The organism is Burkholderia lata (assembly GCF_902499335.1).
In the GTDB taxonomy this organism is placed as follows: Bacteria; Pseudomonadota; Gammaproteobacteria; order Burkholderiales; family Burkholderiaceae; genus Burkholderia; species Burkholderia lata_B.
Genome location: NZ_CABVQK010000008.1, coordinates 19293 through 39868 on the forward strand (window position 1 = coordinate 19293; position 20576 = coordinate 39868).

16 protein-coding genes are annotated in these 20576 nt (G+C 68.1%); 9 read left to right on the forward strand and 7 right to left on the reverse strand.

What is annotated here, in order from left to right; all coding sequences use genetic code 11:
- Positions 1 to 6 precede the first annotated feature (6 nt).
- The gene (locus BCO18175_RS20310) at positions 7 to 1662 is read right to left on the reverse strand and encodes an acyl-CoA synthetase (RefSeq protein WP_174983498.1); all 1656 of its coding nucleotides are present in this window, start codon (positions 1660 to 1662) and stop codon (positions 7 to 9) included.
- Positions 1663 to 1830: 168 nt separating this feature from the next.
- Here BCO18175_RS20310 and BCO18175_RS20315 point away from each other — a divergent pair, with 168 nt between their 5' ends.
- From BCO18175_RS20315 to BCO18175_RS20345, 7 genes are all read left to right on the forward strand, one after another.
- Complete coding sequence (locus tag BCO18175_RS20315; RefSeq protein WP_174913646.1) at positions 1831 to 2586, forward strand: Crp/Fnr family transcriptional regulator; 756 nt, start codon at positions 1831 to 1833, stop codon at positions 2584 to 2586.
- Between the two features lie 228 nt (positions 2587 to 2814).
- Positions 2815 to 5982 carry an efflux RND transporter permease subunit gene (locus BCO18175_RS20320; protein WP_174983500.1) on the forward strand — a complete coding sequence of 1056 codons (3168 nt, stop codon included), beginning with the start codon at positions 2815 to 2817 and terminating at the stop codon, positions 5980 to 5982.
- 36 nt (positions 5983 to 6018) lie between these two features.
- Complete coding sequence (locus BCO18175_RS20325) at positions 6019 to 7248, forward strand: efflux RND transporter periplasmic adaptor subunit (RefSeq protein WP_174983502.1); 1230 nt, start codon at positions 6019 to 6021, stop codon at positions 7246 to 7248.
- Between the two features lie 5 nt (positions 7249 to 7253).
- On the forward strand, positions 7254 to 8768 hold the full coding sequence (locus BCO18175_RS20330) for an efflux transporter outer membrane subunit (RefSeq protein WP_174984006.1): 1515 nt from the start codon (positions 7254 to 7256) through the stop codon (positions 8766 to 8768).
- A gap of 28 nt (positions 8769 to 8796) precedes the next feature.
- Positions 8797 to 9492, forward strand: coding sequence for a heavy metal response regulator transcription factor (locus BCO18175_RS20335; protein WP_011355331.1), 696 nt, complete (start codon positions 8797 to 8799; stop codon positions 9490 to 9492).
- Complete coding sequence (locus BCO18175_RS20340) at positions 9489 to 10928, forward strand: heavy metal sensor histidine kinase (protein ID WP_174983504.1); 1440 nt, start codon at positions 9489 to 9491, stop codon at positions 10926 to 10928. Before BCO18175_RS20335 ends, BCO18175_RS20340 begins: the two co-directional genes overlap by 4 nt.
- Positions 10929 to 11031: 103 nt before the next feature.
- Positions 11032 to 11619: a LysE family translocator gene (locus BCO18175_RS20345; protein WP_174913635.1), complete on the forward strand. Its 588-nt coding sequence runs from the start codon at positions 11032 to 11034 to the stop codon at positions 11617 to 11619.
- Between the two features lie 10 nt (positions 11620 to 11629).
- Here the strand turns inward: BCO18175_RS20345 and BCO18175_RS20350 are convergent, their stop codons facing one another.
- Complete coding sequence (locus tag BCO18175_RS20350; RefSeq protein ID WP_174983506.1) at positions 11630 to 12475, reverse strand: AraC family transcriptional regulator; 846 nt, start codon at positions 12473 to 12475, stop codon at positions 11630 to 11632.
- A gap of 233 nt (positions 12476 to 12708) precedes the next feature.
- On the opposite strand from BCO18175_RS20350, the gene BCO18175_RS20355 reads away from it, so the two are divergent.
- Positions 12709 to 13503: an SDR family NAD(P)-dependent oxidoreductase gene (locus tag BCO18175_RS20355; RefSeq protein WP_174974304.1), complete on the forward strand. Its 795-nt coding sequence runs from the start codon at positions 12709 to 12711 to the stop codon at positions 13501 to 13503.
- Between the two features lie 24 nt (positions 13504 to 13527).
- On the opposite strand, the gene BCO18175_RS20360 is transcribed toward BCO18175_RS20355, so the two are convergent.
- The 5 genes from BCO18175_RS20360 to BCO18175_RS20380 form a co-directional block, all read right to left on the reverse strand.
- Positions 13528 to 13902: a hypothetical protein gene (locus tag BCO18175_RS20360; protein ID WP_174983508.1), complete on the reverse strand. Its 375-nt coding sequence runs from the start codon at positions 13900 to 13902 to the stop codon at positions 13528 to 13530.
- A gap of 188 nt (positions 13903 to 14090) precedes the next feature.
- Positions 14091 to 15161, reverse strand: a complete 1071-nt coding sequence (locus tag BCO18175_RS20365) for an AI-2E family transporter (protein WP_174983510.1) — start codon at positions 15159 to 15161, stop codon at positions 14091 to 14093.
- Positions 15162 to 15289: 128 nt separating this feature from the next.
- The gene (locus tag BCO18175_RS20370; protein WP_174983512.1) at positions 15290 to 16399 is read right to left on the reverse strand and encodes an NADH:flavin oxidoreductase/NADH oxidase; all 1110 of its coding nucleotides are present in this window, start codon (positions 16397 to 16399) and stop codon (positions 15290 to 15292) included.
- 141 nt (positions 16400 to 16540) lie between these two features.
- Entirely contained in the window at positions 16541 to 17227 is a 687-nt protein-coding gene (locus tag BCO18175_RS20375; protein ID WP_174913617.1) for a type 1 glutamine amidotransferase domain-containing protein, read from the reverse strand.
- A gap of 410 nt (positions 17228 to 17637) precedes the next feature.
- Positions 17638 to 18666, reverse strand: a complete 1029-nt coding sequence (locus tag BCO18175_RS20380) for a substrate-binding domain-containing protein (protein ID WP_174983513.1) — start codon at positions 18664 to 18666, stop codon at positions 17638 to 17640.
- A gap of 172 nt (positions 18667 to 18838) precedes the next feature.
- Here BCO18175_RS20380 and BCO18175_RS20385 point away from each other — a divergent pair, with 172 nt between their 5' ends.
- Positions 18839 to 20416, forward strand: a complete 1578-nt coding sequence (locus BCO18175_RS20385) for a glycoside hydrolase family 68 protein (RefSeq protein ID WP_174983515.1) — start codon at positions 18839 to 18841, stop codon at positions 20414 to 20416.
- The last annotated feature ends 160 nt before the right edge of the window (positions 20417 to 20576 follow it).

Genomic DNA, 20576 nt, shown 5'->3' on the forward strand with positions numbered 1-20576 from the left:
GATCACCTACTTCTTGTCGTCGCCCGCCAGATCGATCGCCTTGTCCGACCCGACTGCATTGCGCAGCTGGAATTTCTGGATCTTGCCGGTCGACGTCTTCGGCAGTTCGCCGAACCGCACGGCCTTCGGCACCTTGAAGCCCGCGAGCAGCTGCTTGCAATGCGCGACGATCTCCTCCTCGGTCGCGCTCGCGCCTTCGCGCAGCTCGACGAACGCGCACGGCACCTCGCCCCATTTCGGGTCGGGCATCGCAACGACGGCCGCCACCGCCACCGCCGGATGCCGGTACAGCGCATCCTCGACCTCGATGCTCGAGATGTTCTCGCCGCCCGAGATGATGATGTCCTTCTTGCGATCCTTGATCCGGATGTAGCCGTCCGGCATCAGCACGGCGAGGTCCCCGGTATGGAACCAGCCGCCGTGGAACGCCTCGTCGGTCGCCTTCGGATTCTTCAGGTAGCCCTTCATGCAGATGTTGCCGCGGAACATGATCTCGCCGAGCGTCTCGCCGTCGGCCGGCACCGGCGCCATCGTGTCGGGATCGAGCACCGTCGCGCCCGCTTCCAGGTGATAGCGCACGCCCTGGCGCGCATTGAGCCGCGCGCGGTCCTCGTCGGTCAGTTCCTCCCAGTGCGACTGCTTCGCGCACACGGTCGCCGGGCCGTAGACCTCGGTCAGCCCGTACACGTGCAGCAGGTCGAAGCCGATCTCCTTCATCTTCGCGATCACGGCCGGCGCGGGCGCCGCGCCCGCGACCATCGCGTGCACCGTGTGGTCGATGCCCGCGCGGAATTCAGCCGGTGCGTTCGCGATCGCGCTCTGCACGATCGGTGCGCCGCAGTAGTGCGTGATGCGTTCGCGGCGGATCAGGTCGAACACCGTCTTCGCGTCGAACTTGCGCAGGCAGACGTTCACGCCCGCGCGCGCCGCGACGGCCCACGGGAAGCACCAGCCGTTGCAGTGGAACATCGGCAGCGTCCACAGATAGACGGCGTGCTTCGGCATGTCCCATTCGAGGATGTTGCTGATCGCCGCCAGATACGCGCCGCGATGGTGGTAGACGACGCCCTTCGGGTCGCCGGTCGTGCCGGACGTATAGTTCAGCGCGATCGCATCCCATTCGTCGGCGGGCGGTGTCCACGCATAATCGGCGTCGCCGCTTGCGACGAGCGCCTCGTAATCCGTCGCACCCGCGAAGCGCGCGGGGTCTGCCGGCATCGCATCGGCCACGCTGACGATCTTCAGGCCCGGCACCTCGAGCGCCGCGCGATGTGCGAACTCCGCATACTCGGTGTCGACGATCAGCACCTTCGCCTCGCCATGACGCAGCATGAACAGCACCGTCGCCACGTCGAGCCGCGTGTTGATCGTGTTCAGCACCGCGCCGGCCATCGGCACGCCGAAGTGCGCCTCGACCATCGCCGGGATGTTCGGCAGCATCGCCGCGACCGTGTCGCCACGTTCGACGCCGAGCCGCGCGAGCGCGCTCGCCAGTTGCTTCGCGCGCGTGTAGGTCTCGCCCCAGGTGCGCCGCACGTCGCCGTGCACGATGGCAAGGCGATCGCCGTAGACTTCGGCCGTCCTGACCAGGAAGTCGATCGGGGTGAGCGGCACGTAATTCGCGTCGCGGCGGCCGAGTCCGGCCTCGAACATCTGCGTCATGATCCTGTCTCCCGTGTCCTGTCGACCGGGGCGCATCCACCCCGGATCGTTTTGATGTGGTTCAATTGCCGACAGCCTAACGGGCGCTATTGTGAGCCGTCTGTCATCGAAACGACAGAGTGCCTTTCACGCGCCGAGCGTTATCCCTATCCTCGCAAACCCGCACCCATGCACGACCCACTCGCTGCACCGCCCGACGCGCCCGCCCACCCGGCCGACGCGCTTTCCGAACCGGGCCCGCTGCCGGCGCTGGCCTCGCTGTTCGGCCAGTGCGCATGGTTCCGCACGCTCGCACCCGAGCACCAGGCGCTCGTGCTCGCGCAGTCGCGCGTCGAGCAGTGCGAGGCCGGCGATGTAATCGCCCATCGCCTCGCGCCGTCGGAATACTGGATCGGCGTGCACCGTGGGCTGCTGAAGCTCGCGATCTTCAATGCGTCGGGGCGCGGCTGCACGTTTTCCGGCGTGCCGTCGGGCGGCTGGTTCGGCGAAGGCAGCGTGATCAAGCGCGAACTGCGCAAGTATGAAGTCGTCGCGATCCAGCGCTCGACGGTGCTGTTCGTGCCGGTCGACACGTTCCATGCGCTGCTCGACACCAGCCTGCCGTTCACGCGCTTCGTGATCCACCAGCTGAACAACCGGATGGGCGAATTCATCGCGTCGATCCAGAACAGCCGGCTGCTCGACGTCGATGCGCGCGTCGCGCAGGCGCTCGCGCAACTCTTCAACCCCGACCTGTACCCGGACACCGGCCCGTCGCTGTCGATCTCGCAGGAGGAACTGGGGATGCTCGTCGGCGTTTCGCGGCAGCGGATCAATCAGGCGCTGCAGCAGCTCGAGAAGCTCGGCGCGCTGCGGCTCGCGTACAACCAGATCGACGTCGTCGATCTCGGTGCGCTCGCGCGCGTCGGGATCGAGCAGATCTGAGCGCGCGCCGATGAACGGAATCGCCGCCGACGCAGCCTGCCCGTCCGGTATCACGGCCGTTTGCCGGCCGTCGCGCCGCGCTGCGTTTCCTCTGCTGAATCGGCAATCGACCGCCGCGCCCCAACCTGACAATTCCGCCAGTTTCGCGACAGTAACCCGTTCCACGCCGACGCCTATCATTCGGGTTCCATTTACCCACGCCTGATCACCGCCTGTCCCGCTGCCTCCATGTGGATCGTCAATCTCGCGCTCAAGCGCCCCTACACGTTCATCGTGATGGCCATCATGATCGTGCTGGCCACCCCGCTTGCGCTGATGCGCACGCCGGTCGACGTGCTGCCCGCGATCAACATTCCCGTGATCAGCGTCATCTGGAATTACAGCGGCTTCTCCGCGACCGAGATGACGAACCGCATCACGTCCGTGCATGAACGGATCCTGACGACGACCGTCAACAACATCCAGCACGTCGAATCGACGTCGCTGCCCGGCATCGCGGTCGTGAAAGTGTTCCTGCAACCGGGCGCGAACGTGCAGACGGCGATCGCGCAGACGGTCTCGTCCGCGCAGGCGATCGTGCGGCAGATGCCGCAAGGCGCGACGCCGCCGCTCGTGATCACCTATTCGGCATCGAGCATTCCGGTGATCCAGCTCGGGCTGTCGAGCAAGACGCTCAGCGAACAGTCGCTCGCCGACATCGCGCTCAACTTCCTGCGCCCGCAGCTGATCACGGTGCCGGGCGTGCAGATCCCGTTCCCGTACGGCGGCCGCTCTCGCGTGGTCGCGATCGACCTCGATCCGCAGGCGCTGCTCGCGAAGGGGCTCACGCCCGCCGACATCGTCAACGCGGTCAACGCGCAGAACCTCGTGCTGCCGACCGGCACCGCGAAGATGGGCCAGACCGAATACCGGATCGACACGAACGCGTCGGCCGACACCATCGCCGACATCAACAACCTGCCGGTCCAGACCGTCAACGGCGCGACGACCTACCTGCGCGAGGTGGCATCGGTACGCGACGGCTTCGCGCCGCAGACCAACGTCGTGCGCCAGAACGGCCAGCGCGGCGTGCTCATCTCGATCCTGAAAAGCGGCGACGCGTCGACGCTCAAGGTCGTGTCGGACCTGAAGACGCTGCTGCCGAAGGTGATCCCGACACTGCCGGAAGGGCTCACGATCACGCCGCTGTTCGACCAGTCGGTGTTCGTCAACGCAGCCGTCCAGGGCGTGATCCACGAGGCGCTGATCGCCGCCGTGCTGACCGCGATGATGATCCTGCTGTTCCTCGGCAACTGGCGCAGCACGCTGATCATCGCGATCTCGATCCCGTTGTCCATCTTCACGTCGCTGATCGCGCTGTCCGCGCTCGGCGAGACCATCAACATCATGACGCTCGGCGGGCTCGCGCTCGCGGTCGGGATCCTGGTGGACGACGCGACGGTGACGATCGAGAACATCGAGCGGCACCTGCATCTCGGCACCAACCTGCACGACGCGATCCTCGAAGGTGCCGGCGAGATCGCGGTGCCCGCGTTCGTGTCGACGCTGTGCATCTGCATCGTGTTCGTGCCGATGTTCTTCCTGACGGGCGTCGCGCGCTTCCTGTTCGTGCCGCTCGCGGAAGCCGTCGTGTTCGCGATGCTCGCGTCGTACGTGCTGTCGCGCACGCTGGTGCCGACGCTCGCGATGCTGCTGTTCCGCCCGCAGCAGGCAAGCACCGGCCCCGATCATGCGACGTCGCGCTTCGCGCGCATCCACCATGCGTTCAACAACGCGTTCGAGCGGCTGCGTGCGTGGTACATCGTGCTGCTCAGCATCCTGCTGGTGCGCCGCCGCTTCTACGCGATGTGCTTCCTCGGCTTCTGCGTGCTGTCGACGGGCCTCGTGTTCGTGCTCGGCCGCGACTTCTTCCCGAATGCTGATTCCGGCAACATCCGGCTGCACATGCGCGCGCCGACCGGCTACCGGATCGAGGAAACCGCGCGCCTCGCCGACCAGGTCGAGCGCGTGATCCGCGAAACCGTGCCGCCCGACGAACTCGGCGCGATCGTCGACAACCTCGGCCTGCCGGTGAGCGGCATCAACCTGTCGTACAGCAACGCCGGCACGATCGGCACGCTCGACGGCGAGCTGCTGATCGCGCTGAAGCCCGGCCACCGCGCGACCCAGCACTACGTGCAGGCGCTGCGCACGGTGCTGCCCGAGCGCTTCCCGGGCGTCGAGTTCTTCTTCCAGCCGTCGGACATCATCACGCAGATCCTCAACTTCGGCCAACCGGCCGCGATCGACCTGCAGGTGCTCGGCAACGATCTCGCGAGTAACATGACTATCGCGAGCAGCCTGATGAAAAAGATCAGGCAAATCCCCGGCGCCGTCGACGTGCACGTGCTGCAACGCAACGACGAGCCGACCCTGCTGGCCGACATGGACCGTACGCGCATGCAGCAGCTCAACCTCTCCGCGCAGAACGTCGCGCAGAACATGCTGATCTCGCTGTCCGGCAGTTCTCAGACCACGCCGTCGTTCTGGATCAACCCGCGCACCGGTGTCCAGTACCCGCTGCAGATCCAGACCCCGCAATACAGCATCGCGTCGGTCGACGACCTGCTCGGCACGCCGATCTCGGCGAGCGGCCGCACGGGCATGCCGCTGCAACTGCTCGGCAACCTCGTGCAGGTGCGCAGCACCGCGAACCCGGCCGTGATCACGCACTACAACATCCGCCCGGCGATCGACGTGTACGTGAGCGTCGAAGGCCGCGACCTCGGCGCGGTCGCGGGCGAGATCGACCGCATCGTGTCGGATGCGCGCGCGACGCTGCCGCGCGGCACCGAGCTGACGATGCGCGGCCAGATCGAGACGATGCGCACGTCGTACATCGGCCTCGGCGCGGGCGTCGCGATGGCGATCGTGCTCGTCTACCTGCTGATCGTCGTCAATTTCCAGTCGTGGCTCGACCCGCTGATCATCATCAGCGCGATGCCGGCCGCGCTCGCCGGCATCGTCTGGATGCTGTTCATCACCGGCACGCACCTGAGCGTGCCCGCGCTCACCGGCGCGATCATGACGGTAGGCGTCGCGACCGCGAACAGCATCCTGGTCGTGTCGTTCGCGCGCCAGCGCCTCGAGGCCGGCGCGCCGCCGCTCACGGCCGCGCTGGAAGCAGGCGCGACGCGGATCCGGCCGGTGCTGATGACGGCGCTCGCGATGATCATCGGGATGGTGCCGATGGCGCTCGGTCTCGGCGAAGGCGCCGAGCAGAACGCGCCGCTCGGCCGCGCGGTGATCGGCGGGCTGCTGTTCGCGACCGTGTCGACCTTGCTGTTCGTGCCGCTCGTGTTCGGCGGCGTGCATGCACGGCTGGCCCGCCGGCGCGCGCGCCAGGCCGGACACTGATTTTCGTCCCACTACCCGGTTGATTTGGTTGAATTCATGGAAGAGAAACATCACAGCTCCGTCGGCATCCAGGTGGACGAACACGGCATGCACCTGCCGACGCGCACGTCGGTATCGCGACGCGGGAAAATCGTCCTGGTCGTGATCGGCGTGCTGCTGGCCGCCGGCGCCGCGCGCACGGTCTTCGTCAACGTGCTGAACCGCAACCGGCTCGACGCGGTCGCCGAGCAGAACACGCGCCAGTACGTGACGATCGCGCATCCGGTCGATGCGGCCACCGGCGGCAAGCTGACGCTGCCCGGCACGCTGCGCGGTTTCGTCGAGGCGCCGATCTACGCCCGCGCGAGCGGCTACGTGCTGCGCTGGCAGGCCGACATCGGCGCGCACGTGAAGCAAGGGCAGACGCTCGCCGAACTCGACACGCCCGAACTGAACCAGGAACTCGCGCAGGCCACCGCTCAGCGCCAGCAGGCGCAAGCCGCACTCGCGCTCGCGAAGACGTCGTTCGACCGCGCGCAGCAGTTGCGCCAGCGCGATGCCGTCTCGCAGCAGGAACTCGACGACCGGCAAGGCGCGTTCAACCAGGGCACCGCGAACCTCGCCGCGGCCGACGCGAACATGCGCCGCCTCACCGAGCTGAAAGGCTTCCAGCGGATCGTCGCCCCGATCGACGGGATCGTCACGCAGCGCAACGTCGACGTCGGCGATCTCGTCAGCTCCGGCAACGCGGGCCGCTCGCTGTTCACGGTCGTGCAGGCCGACCGGCTGCGCCTCTACGTGCAGGTGCCGCAGGCGTACGCGCAGCAGGTGAAGGTCGGCCAGCACGTGAGCGTCGCGCAGGCCGAGCTGCCGGGCCGCACGTTCGACGGGACGATCACGCGGACGTCCGAGGCGATCGACGTCGCGACGCGCTCGCTGCAGATCGAGATCACGCTGCCGAACCCGGACGGCCGGCTGCTGCCCGGCGCGTACGTGCAGGCGACGCTGCCGATGACGCCGGTCGGCCGCCTGCAGGTACCGGCCAATACGTTGCTGTTCCGCGGCGAAGGCCCGACGGTCGCGACCGTCGACGCGAACGGCCAGGTGCGCCTGAAGCAGGTGACGGTCGTGCGCACGATCGGGCAGACGCTCGAAGTCGACGGCCCGCTCACGCCGAACGACCGCCTCGTCACGAACCCGAGCGACGCGCTCGCGAACGGCGACCAGGTGATCGTCTCGGCGCCGGCCGCGAAGCCGGCCTCCGGCGCCGCGGAGACGAAGTCGTGATCGCGATGCGCTTCCGCCGGCGGCCTGCCGCCGTCTCCGCCACCGCCGTTGCGCTCGCGGCTGCCCTCGCCGGCTGCACGGTCGGCCCCGATTACAAGCGGCCCGACGTCGACACGCCCGCCGCGTGGCGGCTCGACCCGGCAGATTCGTACTGGCATCCGGCGGCACCCGCCCGCGCGCCGCTCGACCCGGCGTGGTGGACCGCATTCGGCGATCCGCAGCTCGATGCGCTGGAAGCCGAAGCGCTGCGCAACAACCAGAACCTGAAGGCCGTCGCCGCGCGCTACGACCAGGCGAAGGCGACACTCGCGTCGGTCGCATCGGCGCAGTACCCGGCCGTCGGCCTGACCGCCAGCGGCCAGCGCTTCAAGATCTCGGCCGACCGGCCGCAGACCAACTACGCGACGCAAAGCACGGCGACCGTGCAGAACGACGTCCAGGTCGGCGCGGCCGTCAGCTATGAGCTCGACCTGTTCGGCCGCGTGCGGCGCAGCGTCGAATCCGCGCAGGCGACCACCGAGCAGGCCGGCGACGATTTCGCGAACGCACGCCTGGTGCTGACGGCCGATCTCGCGTCGAGCTATTTCGCGCTGCGCGAATTCGATACCGAGATCGACGTCGTCAAGCGCTCGATCGACCTGCAGCAGAAGGCGCTCGACTACGTGAGCGCGCGCCACGACCTCGGCGCGGTATCGGGCCTCGACCTGCTGCAGCAGCGCGCGCAACTCGACGCGACGCGCACGCAGGCGCAGTTGCTGCTCCAGCAACGCGTGCAGGTCGAAACCGCGATCGCGACGCTGGTCGGCACGCCGGCCCCCGCCTTCTCGATCGCGCCGCGCGTCGTGCCGATCAACGCGCCGGCACTGCCGACCGGCCTGCCGAGCGACGTGCTGCAGCGGCGCCCGGACGTCGCATCGGCCGAGCGCGCGATGGCCGCCGCGAATGCACAGATCGGCGTCGCGCGCGCCGCGTATTTCCCGCGCATCATGCTGTCGCCCGATATCGGCTGGGACGCGACGCGCTTCGCGGGCCTGTTCACCGTGCCGGCATTGCTGTGGTCGGTCGGCGGGTCGCTCAGCCAGCCGCTGTTCGAAGGCGGCAAGCTGAAGGCCGGCGTCGATTTCGCGCAGGCCGGCTACGTCGCCGCGCAGGCCAGCTACCGGCAGACCGTACTCACCGCGTTCCAGGAGGTGCAGAATGCGGTCTCGGGATTGTCGGTGCTCGCCGAGGCCGCGCAGCAGGCCTCCGCGGCCGTCGACGACGCGCGCAAGCTCGTGTCGCTCGCGCAGGATCGCTACGCGGGCGGGCTGACGCCGTTCATCGACGTGCTGACGGCCCAGCAGCAGTTGCTGACGAGCGAGCGGCAGGCCGTGCAGATCCAGGGCCAGCGCGCGGCGCTCGTCGTGTTTCTCGCGAAGGCGCTGGGCGGCGGCTGGGATGGCCATGCCGCGGGCGGCCCCGCACCGGCCGAGGTCGCCACGGCGGCCCCGGTGCCGGCGGCGGCGCACCCGAGCCCTTAACCGGATTACCCGGACAACGGATTCGAACATGAAAGTCCTGATCGTCGAAGACGAACCGAAAGTCGTTGAATACCTGAAGAGCGGCCTGACCGAGGAAGGCTGGGTCGTCGACACCGCGCTCGACGGCGAGGACGGCGCGTGGAAAGCCGTCGAATTCGACTACGACGTGGTCGTGCTCGACGTGATGCTGCCGAAGCTGGACGGCTTCGGCGTGCTGCGCGCGTTGCGCGCGCAGAAGCAGACGCCCGTCATCATGCTGACCGCGCGCGACCGCGTCGACGACCGCGTGCGCGGGCTGCGCGGCGGCGCCGACGACTACCTGACCAAGCCGTTCTCGTTCCTCGAGCTGATCGAACGGCTGCGCGCGCTGACGCGCCGCGCGCGCGTGCAGGAATCGACGCTGATCTCGATCGGCGACCTGCGGGTCGACCTGATCGGCCGCCGCGCGACCCGCGACGGCACGCGCCTCGACCTGACCGCGCAGGAGTTCCAGCTGCTCGGCGTGCTCGCGCGGCGCAGCGGCGAAGTGCTGTCGAAGACGACCATCGCCGAACTCGTGTGGGACGTGAACTTCGACAGCAACGCGAACGTCGTCGAAACGGCGATCAAGCGCCTGCGCGCGAAACTCGACGGCCCGTTCACGGACAAGCTGCTGCATACGATCCGAGGCATGGGCTACGTGCTCGAAGCGCGCGAGGACGGCGATACCGAGAGGCCTGCATGAAACGCTCGATCGTCCTGCGGCTGTCGGCGATGTTCGGCATCGTGTCGCTGCTCGTGTTCACGCTGGTGGGCTGCGGGCTGTTCGTGATGATGGAACGCCAGCTGTTCGCCGAGCTGCGCGCAACGCTCGACACGCGTGCCAAGGTCGCCGAGATGATCGTGTCGCATGCGACCACGGCCATGCGCGGGCGTCTCATGCAGGAAAAACTCGCCGACCTCGAACCGCCCGACGGCTCGACGCGCTACCAGGTCGACAGCACGAATCCGAACTTCCGCTTCGGCAAGCCCGTCAACGGCGTGCCCGTCGGCGAGCCGTTCGGCGCGTTCCAGCAATACGCGCTCAACGACAGCACCTACGACGTGATGACGAAGACCGTCACGGTGGCCGGCAACGGCGAGCGGCCGACGTTGAACCTGATCGTCGCCAGTTCGTGCGAGCGCACGCAGCGAATGTTGCGCCGCTTCGGCTGGACGCTCGCCGCGCTGATCACGATCGCGACGATCATCACGCTGCTGCTGAGCCGCGCGGTCGCCCGCTTCGGGCTCGCGCCGCTCGACCGGCTGTCGCAGGACGCCTCGGCCATCAGCCTCGCAAACCGCCGCCAGCGGCTGCAGACCGACGCGCTGCCGGCCGAGCTGCGCGACCTCGCCACGTCGTTCAACGGCGCGCTCGACCGCATCCAGCAGACCTACGCGCGGCTCGAGGCGTTCAACGCGGACGTCGCGCACGAACTGCGCACGCCGATCAGCATCCTGATCGGCCAGACCCAGGTCGCGCTGACCAGCCGCGACCGCACGGTCGACCGGATGCAGCAGACGCTGCAGTCGAACCTCGAGGAATTCGAACGGCTGCGCGTGATCATCAACGACATGCTGTTCCTGTCGCGCAGCGACCGCGGCGAACGTGCGACCGACCTGAAGGACGTGTCGCTCGCCGACGAGGTACGGCGCATGCTCGACTTCCTCGAAATCCCGCTCGACGAGGCGCAGTTGCGCGCCGAGCTGCACGGCGATGCGCGCGCGGCCGTCGATCCGTCGCTGTTCCGCCGCGCGATGACGAACCTGCTGATCAACGCGATCCAGCATTCGGCGCCCGGCGCGACGGTCAGCGTGACGATCGTGCGCCGCGATACGCTCGTCGAAATGTCCGTCGCGAACCCCGGCGAGCCGATCGACCCCGCCCGGCGCTCGCACGTGTTCGAGCGTTTCTACCGTCTCGAGGAAGCCCGCGCGAACAGCAAGGAGAACCACGGGCTCGGGCTGTCGATCGTCAAGGCCGTCGCCGAGATGCACGGCGGCAGCGTATTCGTCGCGTGCTCGGGCGGCATCAACACGTTCGGGTTCTCGGTATCGACGCAACCCTGCGCAGGCGGCCCGCTGCGTCCGGCCGACACGCGCGATGCGCGGCCGGCGCACGCGCCGCGCGCATTGCACTGACGGCGGCCGCGCGGCCGCCCCCGAGGGCAGTTTTCTTCAATACGGGCCCGTGCGGCTCCCGTAGTCTCGATGCGACTTTCGCCCTTTCGCATGGAGACATTCAATGAGCATGCTGGTTTCGATGGCCGCGTTCGCGCTCGCCTCGTCGATCACCCCCGGCCCCGTCAACATCGTCGCGCTCAGTGCCGGCGCGCGCCACGGCCTCGGCGCGAGCCTGCGCTATGCGGCCGGCGCGACGCTCGGCTTCGTCGCGCTGTTCCTGCTGATCGGCCTCGGGCTGCACGCGGCGCTCGCGCGCTGGCCCGTGCTGACGACCGCCACGCAGTGGTCGGGGATCGCGTTCCTGCTTTATATGGCGCTGCGGCTCGCGCTCGATGACGGCCGGCTGTCGGCCGACCCGGACGTGGCCGGCCCGTCGGCGGCGGCCGGCGCGGCGATGCAGTGGCTGAATCCGAAAGCGTGGCTCGCGTGCGTGGCCGCGATGGGCGCCTATGCGGCCGACGGCGACCGCGCGCAGGTCTGGCAATTCGCCGCGCTGTATCTGGTGATCTGTTTCGCGTCGATCGCGTGCTGGTCGTATGCGGGCGCGTCGCTGCGGCACCGGCTTGCGAACGCGCGGCACATGCGCGTGTTCAACCGCTTGATGGCGCTGCTGCTCGCGGGCAGCGCACTTTTCCTGCTCGACGTGTAGCCCTTGCCGTTCAGCTCGTCGCGCTGCGGTACTGGCCGGGGGTCGCCGCCGCAATCCGGCGGAACGCGCGCTGGAAATGCGCCTGGTCGGCGAAGCCCGCGTCGAGCGCGACGTCGGCGATCGGCCGGCCGCGGCGCAGCTCCGTGCGCCCGTATTGCACGCGGCGATCGATCAGGAATGCATGCGGCGTCATCCCGTAGCGTGCGTTGAACGCGCGGATCAGGTACGACGGCGACAGATCGGCCGCCGCGCAGATCGCATCGAGCGTGACGCCCTCGCGGCAATGCGCGGCGATGTAGTCGGCCGCGCGCGCGAGCCTGGCGTTGTCGTCGCCGGCGCGCGGGCCCGGCAGTTCGCGATCGAGCGCACCGTGCAGCGCCGTGAAGAACTCGACCGCCGCGCTTTCCTTGCCGAGCGGATCGAATCCGGGCGCGACGAGCGTGCGGTAGAAGCCGCCAAATTGCGCGAACAGGTCGCGCCGCTCCGTCAACTTCGGCGAAAAACCGTGAAAATCGCTGTTTGGATCGCGGCCCAGCGAATGCTGCAGCCGCGCGAGCCACGGCACGTCGACATAGACCATCCGGTACGCCCATGCGTCGGGGCCGTACGGATTGCACGCATGCACCTGTTCCGGATCGATGATCACCAGCACGCCGCGCCCGACGTGCTCGTTCGTCGCGCCGTTCACGTAGGTGCTCGTGCCGCCGACGATCGCGCCCACCGAAAACGTGTCGTGCGTGTGCTTCGCGTAGCAGATCGCGCGGCCATCGTCGACGGTGCGCGCCTCGATGAACGGCAGCGCGGCATCACGCCAGAACGGCGACGGTACGACGGATCGGTTGGCGGTACGGCTCACGCGGCGGGCTCCCGGTTCGGACGGCGAACGCCCACCGTACAAGACTGTGCGGCGCCGCGCAACCGGATTGCCGGATTGCCGGATTGCAGGATTGCCGGATTGCCGGATTGCCGGATCGCCGGATCGCCGGATCGCCGGCTTCGACGCCGGATCGCGCCGTTTCGCCTAAGCTTTGAATTCCGTCCGCCGCGGCGCACACGGCGGTTCCCGTTCCCTCCTCTCCCGTCACGCTCATGCATATCGATCTGAAAGGCAAGACCGCGGTCGTCACTGCCTCCACCGCCGGTATCGGGCTCGCAATTGCCGAAGGGCTCGCGCGCGCCGGTGCGCGCGTCGTCGTCAACGGCCGCAGCGACGCATCGGTGCAGTCCGCGCTCGCACAATTGCGCGCCGCCGTCCCCGATGCGGGCTTCGACGGCATCGCGGCCGACCTGTCCGACGCCGCCGGCGTCGCGCGCATCACGCAGCACACGCCCGCGGCCGACATCCTCGTCAACAACGCGGGCATCTACGGCCTGAAGGCGTTCTTCGATATCGACGACGCCGAATGGGACCACTATTTCCAGACCAACGTGATGTCCGGCGTGCGCCTCGCACGGCATTACCTGAAGGGGATGATCGAACGCAATGCCGGGCGCATCGTGTTCATTTCGTCGGAATCGGGCCTGAACATCCCGGTCGACATGATTCATTACGGCTTCACGAAAACCGCGCAGCTGTCGATCGCGCGCGGGCTCGCGAAGCTCGCGGCCGGCACCCACGTGACCGTCAACTCGGTGCTGCCGGGGCCGACGATGTCGGACGGCGTGCGGGCGCTGCTGAAGGAAACGGCCGACGAAACCGGCCGCAGCGTCGAAGACGTGGCCGTGGATTTCGTGCGCAACCATCGCTCGAGCTCGATCATCCAGCGGCCTGCGACGCCCGAGGAAGTCGCGAACCTGGTCGTCTACGTGTGCTCGCCGCTCGCTTCCGCAACGACGGGCGCCGCGTTGCGGGTGGATGGCGGCGTGGTCGATACGATCGCCTGACGGCGGGCGGGCATGGCCGCCACGCTAGCGTGAAGCGGCCTTGCCCGGCTGGAGCGTGCCCTTGCGGTCGGCGTTCATGCAGGAATCGAAGCCGTATTGCGTGACGACGCCGGCCCTGTCGAACACGACGAAATACTCGCGGTGATCGTTGCCGTGCTCGATGAAGTAGTTGTAGCAGACGCCGTCGCCGTTGCGGACCATCCAGACGCTGCGCGGATTACCGGCGGCGCGGACGACATCGGCGCGCGTCGCGCCGTGCCGCGACGCGGCCCTCGCGAGCGGCGTGCGCGAATACGAGAATGGCAGCCACCAGTCGAACCACGCGCAGCCGTGCAACATCAGGCAACTGGCGGCCAGGGACAGCGTCGCTGCGGGACGGGCCATCTGAATCAATCGCATACTTGGTGAAATCTGCTGCGCCGTGCCGGCGCGATCGAAAGCCCCATGCTACTCGACCTTTGGGTCCGGATCGAAAAGAAATGTAGAGATCTTTATCCCAATCCATGCATTGCATGCTTCGGCACACGCCTGATCGTCGCCCGTCGCGGCGGCCGATGCGCGCTTGAACGCGCATCCGTACCGCCGCGTCATGCAATCCATTCGGCCCACAGCATCGTCAGCACCGTCATCAGCGCGGGGCCGACGAACAGCCCGATCAGGCCGAACGTCTCGGCGCCGCCGAGGATGCCGAACAGCACGAGCAGGAACGGCAGCCGCGCCGAGCTGCCGATCAGCACCGGCCGCACGAAGTGCTCCGCGACGAACACGACCACGAAACCGAGCACCGCCACCACGACGGCCCACATCGTCGCGCCCTGCACGAACAGCCAGAGCGCCGCACCGCAGAACACGACGGGCGCGCAGAACGGCAGCATTGCCGCGATCGCCGTGACAAGGCCGAGCAGCGCCGCATGCGGGACGCCGGCCAGCGCATACGCGACGCCGAGCAGCGCGCCCTCGCCGAGCCCGACGACGACGAGCCCCGTCACCGTGCCGAACACGGCCGCGACCATCCGCTCGATCAGCTCCGCGCCGTTGTGCCCGAACGCGCGCCGCGCGCCCTGCAGCAAGGCTCCCGACAGCTTGTGGCCCGCGCGCAGGATCACGAACAGCGTGACGAGCATGAAGCCGAATTCGAGCAGCGCATGCGCGAGCTTCGTGCCGAACTGCCGGCCGAACGCGAGGAATTTCTCGCTGTTGACGCCGTGCATCGCGCTGGCCGCATGCAGCGGATGGCCGAGGTTGGCCTGCCACCATTCGGTGATCTGCGCCGCGCCGTAAGGCAGCCGGCCGACCACGTCCGGCACCGGGATGCCGTTGTCCTGGATCGTGTGCAGCCACTCGCGCAGGTCATGCGCCTGCCCGATCGCCTGGGTCGCCGCGACGGCGACCGGCAACACGACCAGCAGCGAGATCGCCGCCGTGATGACGAGCGCGATGAGCGTCGGGCGGTTGCGGAACAGCCGGTGCGATTCGAAGCGTTTCAGCATCGGCCACATCGCGATGGCGATCACGCAGGCCCAGGCGATGGCGGGAATGAAATCGCGGATCACCCACAGCGCGATCACCAGCAGCGCCGCGTACAGCACGGCACGGGCGACCTGCTGCGCGCGCGGCCGCGTGGCAGGATCGTGAGACGACGGGACATGTGCGCCCATGGCACCTCTGTCGAAATGAAAAAATGGCGGTTCGCGCAGGCAACCGGCCTGCGCGAACCGCCATTCTATCCATCGGCGCCGGATCGGCGGCGCATGTCATGCGCGCGCCGCCCCGGTACCACGCCCGCTCAGGCCACCTTGTCGGCGGTCCGGTAACGCTCGAGCCAGTGCGCGTACGGCGCGGGCAGCGTCCACGACGGACGCTCGACGCCGAGCTGCTTGGCCGCGTAGTACGGCCAGTGCGGATCGGCCAGATGCGCGCGGCCGACCATCACGAGATCCAGCTGCTCTTCCGCCACCACGCGGTTCGCCAGTTGCGGCGTGTCGATCCCCCATGCGGACGACACCGGCAGCCCGGCCTCGCGGCGCACGCGCTCGGCGATCGGCGCGAGGAACGCCGGGCCCCACGGAATCTGCGCGTCGGGCGTCGAGAACCCGACCGACACGCTCAGCATGTCGAGCCCTTCCTGCTTCAGCCGCTGCGTGAGCGCGATCGATTCGGCGAGCGTCTCTTCGTCGCGGCCGTCGTATTCGATCACGCCGAAGCGCGCGGTCAGCGGCAGATGCTCCGGCCACACCTTGCGCACGGCCGCGAGCGTCTCGACGAGGAAACGGCCGCGATTCTCGGCCGAGCCGCCGTATTCGTCGTCACGCTGGTTCGCATGCACCGAGAAGAAGCTCTGGCCGAGATAGCCGTGCGCGAAGTGCAGTTCGAGCCATTCGAAGCCCAGGTCGCGCGCACGCTTCGCCGACGCGACGAAGTCGGCCTGCACGCGTGCGATGTCGTCGCGCGTCATCGCGCGCGGCGTCTTCGGCAGATGCGCGCCGAACGGTACGGCCGACGGTGCGATGGTCTGCCAGCCGCGCGGATCGCCGTCGGCGATATGGTCGTCGCCTTCCCACGGACGGTTCGCGCTCGCCTTGCGGCCGGCGTGTGCGATCTGGATGCCGGGCACCGCGCCGGCCGCCTTGATCGCCGCGACCGACGGCGCGAACGCCTCGGCCTGCGCATCGGTCCACAGCCCCGCGCACCCCGGCGTGATGCGCCCTTCCGGCGACACGGCGGTCGCCTCGGCGATCACGAGGCCCGCGCCGCCGCGCGCAATGCCGGCCAGATGCACGTGATGCCAGTCGTTGACGACGCCGTCCTCGGCGACGTACTGGCACATCGGCGGCACCGCGATGCGGTTGCGCAGCGTGACATCCTTGAGTTTGAACGGTTCGAACAGGGCAGACATCCACGGCTCCTTTGCTTGGTTCTGCAAAACAACTGGAAACGCGTCGCGCAATGCGCACGACGGAACGATTCGGGCCGTCGCCGGGCAGCGTGCGCCCGGCGACGGATTCGGTACGGCGCCGGCCGTGCCGGCGCCATCGGCTCAACGGTGACCGAGCTGCGCGAGCAGCGCCTCGGCCGCAGGCTCCGACGACGCGGGGTTCTGCCCCGTGATCAGCAGCCCGTCGGTGACGACATGCGGTGCCCAGTCGGCGCTGCGCTCGAATTGCGCACCGTTGGTCTTCAGCATGTCCTCGACGAGGAACGGCACGACTTCCGTCAGTTCGACGGCCGCTTCCTCGCTGTTGGTGAAGCCCGTCGCGCGCTTGCCGCGCACGACCGATTCGCCGGTCTGCGGGTTCTTCACGTGACGCAGCACGCCCGGCGCATGGCACACGGCCGCGACCGGCTTGCCGGCCGCCAGCGCGCGCTCGATCAGGCCGATCGAATGCAGATCCTCGGCGAGATCCCACAGCGGGCCATGGCCGCCGGGGTAGAACACGGCGTCGTAGTCGTCCACGGACACGTCGGCCAGCTTGCGCGTCGAAGCCAGTTCGGCCTTGGCCGCCGCATCGGCGTCGAAGCGGCGCGTCGCGTCGGTCTGGGCCGTCGGGTCACTGCTTTTCGGGTCGAGCGGCGGCTGGCCGCCCTTCGGCGACGCAAGCGTCAGCTCGACGCCCGCATCCTTGAACGTGTAATACGGCGCGGCCAGTTCCTCGAGCCAGAAGCCCGTCTTCTTGCCGGTGTCGCCGAGCGTGTCGTGCGAGGTCAGGACAACCAGAATCTTCATGATCGGATACTCCTTCGAAAATGGATGGGGAACGGGGCCGCACGACCGGGCAACCCGGCCGGCGCGGCACGCCTGTCGGTTAGTCAGCTGTGACGCGTCAACGTGCGACCCGCGTATCCGAATGCGACATGCGCCTATTAGACCAGTCGTCTAGAAAAATTCGAAATAAAAGGACGGCGTCTCACTGCACCATCAGCATCGCAGCGCGAAATGGCATTCACATGGCATTTTCGCGTCTTCGTTGCATGCGCCGCGGACGTCGTCGCATTCATGAAGACGGATGATAGCCCCGGATTAGACCGGTCGTCTAGTAAACGGATAATCGCCCCTGCCGACGTCATGGCCTTTTCGGAGGAGCGCGATCCGCCGGCGTCTGCAGTCGCCCGCGCCCCTCACCTGCACCGCGCCGGCTAGCCGCGCAACGGACCGTCCGTGTCGCCTGCCTCGATTGCCGGCGCCTCGAGCCGCCGCTCGCGAACACCGTCGCCCAGCAGCCGCAGCATCAGTTCCGCCAGTGTGCGCCCCGAAGCGTGGCCGGTCGGCTGCACGACCGCCGTCACGCGATACGGATGCGCGATGTCCGGCGGCACGCCGTCGTAGACGATCAGCGACACGTCCTCGCCCAGCCGCAGCCCGCTGTCCACGAGCGCCCGAAACGCGCCGCCGCCCGCGAGGTTGTTGTCGACCAGCAGCGCCGTCGGCCGCTCGGCGCGCGCGAGCAGCGCCCGCGCAGCCTGCAGCCCGCCGTCGTGCGTAAAGGGGCACTCGACGAGCAGCGCCGGATCCGGCTCGATACCGGCTTCGCGCAGTGCCGACAGATAGCCTGCACGGCGCTGCGCGGCGAAATTCAGTGCCAGCGGAGCGCTGATCATCGCAATGCGCCGATGCCCGAATGCCGTCAGCCGACGCACCGCGTCCCGCGCGCCGGCCTCGTTGTCGAAATCGAACCACGCATACGGCTCGGCCACCCGGGTCCGGCCGTAGGCCACGTACGGAAACGCGCTCGCTTGCAGATACGCGATGCGCGGATCGTCGACCAGCGTGCGCGCAACGATCAGCCCGTCGACAAGTTTGCCGTCGACGATGCGCCGATAGGTGTCCAGTTCCGCGTTCGGCCGCGCCGACGCGATGATGAAATCGAGATTGCGTTCCGCGAGCCGCTCGGTGATGCCCGCGACGACCTCGCCGAAACGCGGATCGCCGAGATCGCCCGCGCCGAACGGATAGACGATCCCGATCACGTCCGCGCGCCCGGTCGCGAGCCGGCGCGCGGTCGGATCCGCCACGTAGCCCATTTCCCGTGCAGCCCGCGCCACGCGCTCGCGCGTCGCCTCGCTGACGTCGTCGTAACCGTTCAGCGCGCGGCTGACCGTCGTTCTCGACAGCCCGAGCGCGTCCGATAGCGCCTTCAGATTCACCTTCACCGTCGTTCCTCGCACTCCATGTGCCGCGCGGCATGCCGCGGGTCGGCAATTGTTTCCGTTCGGTAGCGATTACCGTCAAATAATTATCTTTTGACGTCCAAACCGGTTTGAAATAGCATCCAAACCGGTTTGGACATCGATGCCCACTCAGCCGTTCACTTTCACCTTTCCTGGAAACGACGACGAGATGACATACTTTCCCCTTTTCCGCCCGATCGCGGCCAAACGTCTGTTCCTCGCTGGCGGCGCACTCGCCGCCTTCGCGTCCGTCGCGCATGCGCAGTCCGGCGGCACGGGCGCGCCCATCCCCACGCCCCATACGCAGCAGGCCTACGATCCCGAAGGCAACTTCACGATGCGCTGGACGCGTGCGGACATCCGCCAGATCGTCGCGCAGTCGCACACCGCCGGCGCGGACAAGAACTCGCTGCCGCAAGCGCTGACGATGCCGGACATCCCGCAGGATTTCCCGCTGATCAACTCGAACGTGTGGGTGTGGGACACGTGGCCGCTGGCCGACCTGCGCGCGAACCAGCTCAGCTACAAGGGCTGGGAAGTGATCTTCTCGCTCACCGCCGATCCGCATGCGGGCTACACGTTCGACGACCGTCACGTCCATGCGCGCATCGGCTTCTTCTACCGTCGCGCGGGCATCCCCGCGTCGCAGCGCCCCGCCAACGGCGGCTGGACCTGGGGCGGCCACCTGTTCCCCGACGGCGCCAGCGCCAAGGTATTCGGCACCGCGCCGATGACCAACAACGCCGAATGGTCGGGCTCGGCGCGCCTCACGCACGGCGACAACGTCAGCCTCTACTACACCGCGACGTCGTTCAACCGCTCGGCACCCGGCGGCGCCGACATCACGCCGCCGCAGGCGATCATCACGCGCGCCGACGGCCATATCCACGCCGACGACAAGCATGTGTGGTTCAGCGGCTTCGACGATCACAAGGCGCTGCTGCAACCGGACGGCAACTACTACCAGACCGGCCAGCAGAACACCTACTTCTCGTTCCGCGATCCGTTCGTGTTCACCGATCCCGCGCACCCGGGCAAGACCTACATGGTCTTCGAGGGCAACACGGGCGGCCCGCGCGGCGCACGCACCTGCACCGAAGCCGATCTCGGCTACGCGCCGAACGATCCGTACAGGGAAGATCTCAACGCGGTAATGAATTCGGGCGCAGTGTATCAAAAGGCCAATGTCGGCCTGGCGATCGCGACGAACCCGCAATTGACCGAATGGAAGTTCCTGCCGCCGATCCTGTCGGCGAACTGCGTCGACGACCAGACCGAGCGCCCGCAGATCTACCTGAAGGACGGCAAGTACTACCTGTTCACGATCAGCCACCGCACGACGATGGCGGCCGGCGTCGACGGGCCGGACGGCGTGTACGGCTTCGTCGGCAACGGCATCCGCAGCGACTTCCTGCCGCTGAACGGCGGCAGCGGCCTCGTGCTCGGCAACCCGACCGACTTCTCCGCGCCGGCCGGCGCGCCGTATTCGCAGGATCCGAACCAGAACCCGCGCGAATTCCAGTCGTATTCGCACTACGTGATGCCGGGCGGGCTCGTCGAGTCGTTCATCGATGCGATCGGCCCGCGCCGCGGCGGAACGCTCGCGCCGACGGTGAAGGTCAACATCAACGGAACGTCGACGGCGGTCGATCGCACTTATGGACGCAGCGGGCTCGGTGGCTACGGCGACATTCCGGCGAACCTGCCCGCGACCGGTGCCGGTCACAACGGCGGCAACGGCCAGTGAAATCAGGATAACCAACAATAACGAACGCTGGTAAAGGCACGGGGTTACGGAGGCGCGTATCGCGCGTGTCGCGTGCGCGCCTCCCTTTTTTCCCTTCCATCCATTGCGCACGCCGCCGTTGAAAGCGGCATGCGCCCTCCTTTCCCGCTTTGCACGGCGG

Coding starts and splice junctions, on each gene's coding strand:
- BCO18175_RS20315 (WP_174913646.1), top strand. CDS start 1,831: ATGCACGACCCACTCGCTGCACCGCCCGACGCGCCCGCCCACCCGGCC.
- BCO18175_RS20335 (WP_011355331.1), top strand. CDS start 8,797: ATGAAAGTCCTGATCGTCGAAGACGAACCGAAAGTCGTTGAATACCTG.
- BCO18175_RS20355 (WP_174974304.1), top strand. CDS start 12,709: ATGCATATCGATCTGAAAGGCAAGACCGCGGTCGTCACTGCCTCCACC.
- BCO18175_RS20385 (WP_174983515.1), top strand. CDS start 18,839: ATGACATACTTTCCCCTTTTCCGCCCGATCGCGGCCAAACGTCTGTTC.
- BCO18175_RS20325 (WP_174983502.1), top strand. CDS start 6,019: ATGGAAGAGAAACATCACAGCTCCGTCGGCATCCAGGTGGACGAACAC.
- BCO18175_RS20310 (WP_174983498.1), bottom strand. CDS start 1,662: ATGACGCAGATGTTCGAGGCCGGACTCGGCCGCCGCGACGCGAATTAC.
- BCO18175_RS20375 (WP_174913617.1), bottom strand. CDS start 17,227: ATGAAGATTCTGGTTGTCCTGACCTCGCACGACACGCTCGGCGACACC.
- BCO18175_RS20320 (WP_174983500.1), top strand. CDS start 2,815: ATGTGGATCGTCAATCTCGCGCTCAAGCGCCCCTACACGTTCATCGTG.
- BCO18175_RS20345 (WP_174913635.1), top strand. CDS start 11,032: ATGAGCATGCTGGTTTCGATGGCCGCGTTCGCGCTCGCCTCGTCGATC.
- BCO18175_RS20340 (WP_174983504.1), top strand. CDS start 9,489: ATGAAACGCTCGATCGTCCTGCGGCTGTCGGCGATGTTCGGCATCGTG.
- BCO18175_RS20360 (WP_174983508.1), bottom strand. CDS start 13,902: ATGCGATTGATTCAGATGGCCCGTCCCGCAGCGACGCTGTCCCTGGCC.
- BCO18175_RS20370 (WP_174983512.1), bottom strand. CDS start 16,399: ATGTCTGCCCTGTTCGAACCGTTCAAACTCAAGGATGTCACGCTGCGC.
- BCO18175_RS20365 (WP_174983510.1), bottom strand. CDS start 15,161: ATGGGCGCACATGTCCCGTCGTCTCACGATCCTGCCACGCGGCCGCGC.
- BCO18175_RS20330 (WP_174984006.1), top strand. CDS start 7,254: ATGCGCTTCCGCCGGCGGCCTGCCGCCGTCTCCGCCACCGCCGTTGCG.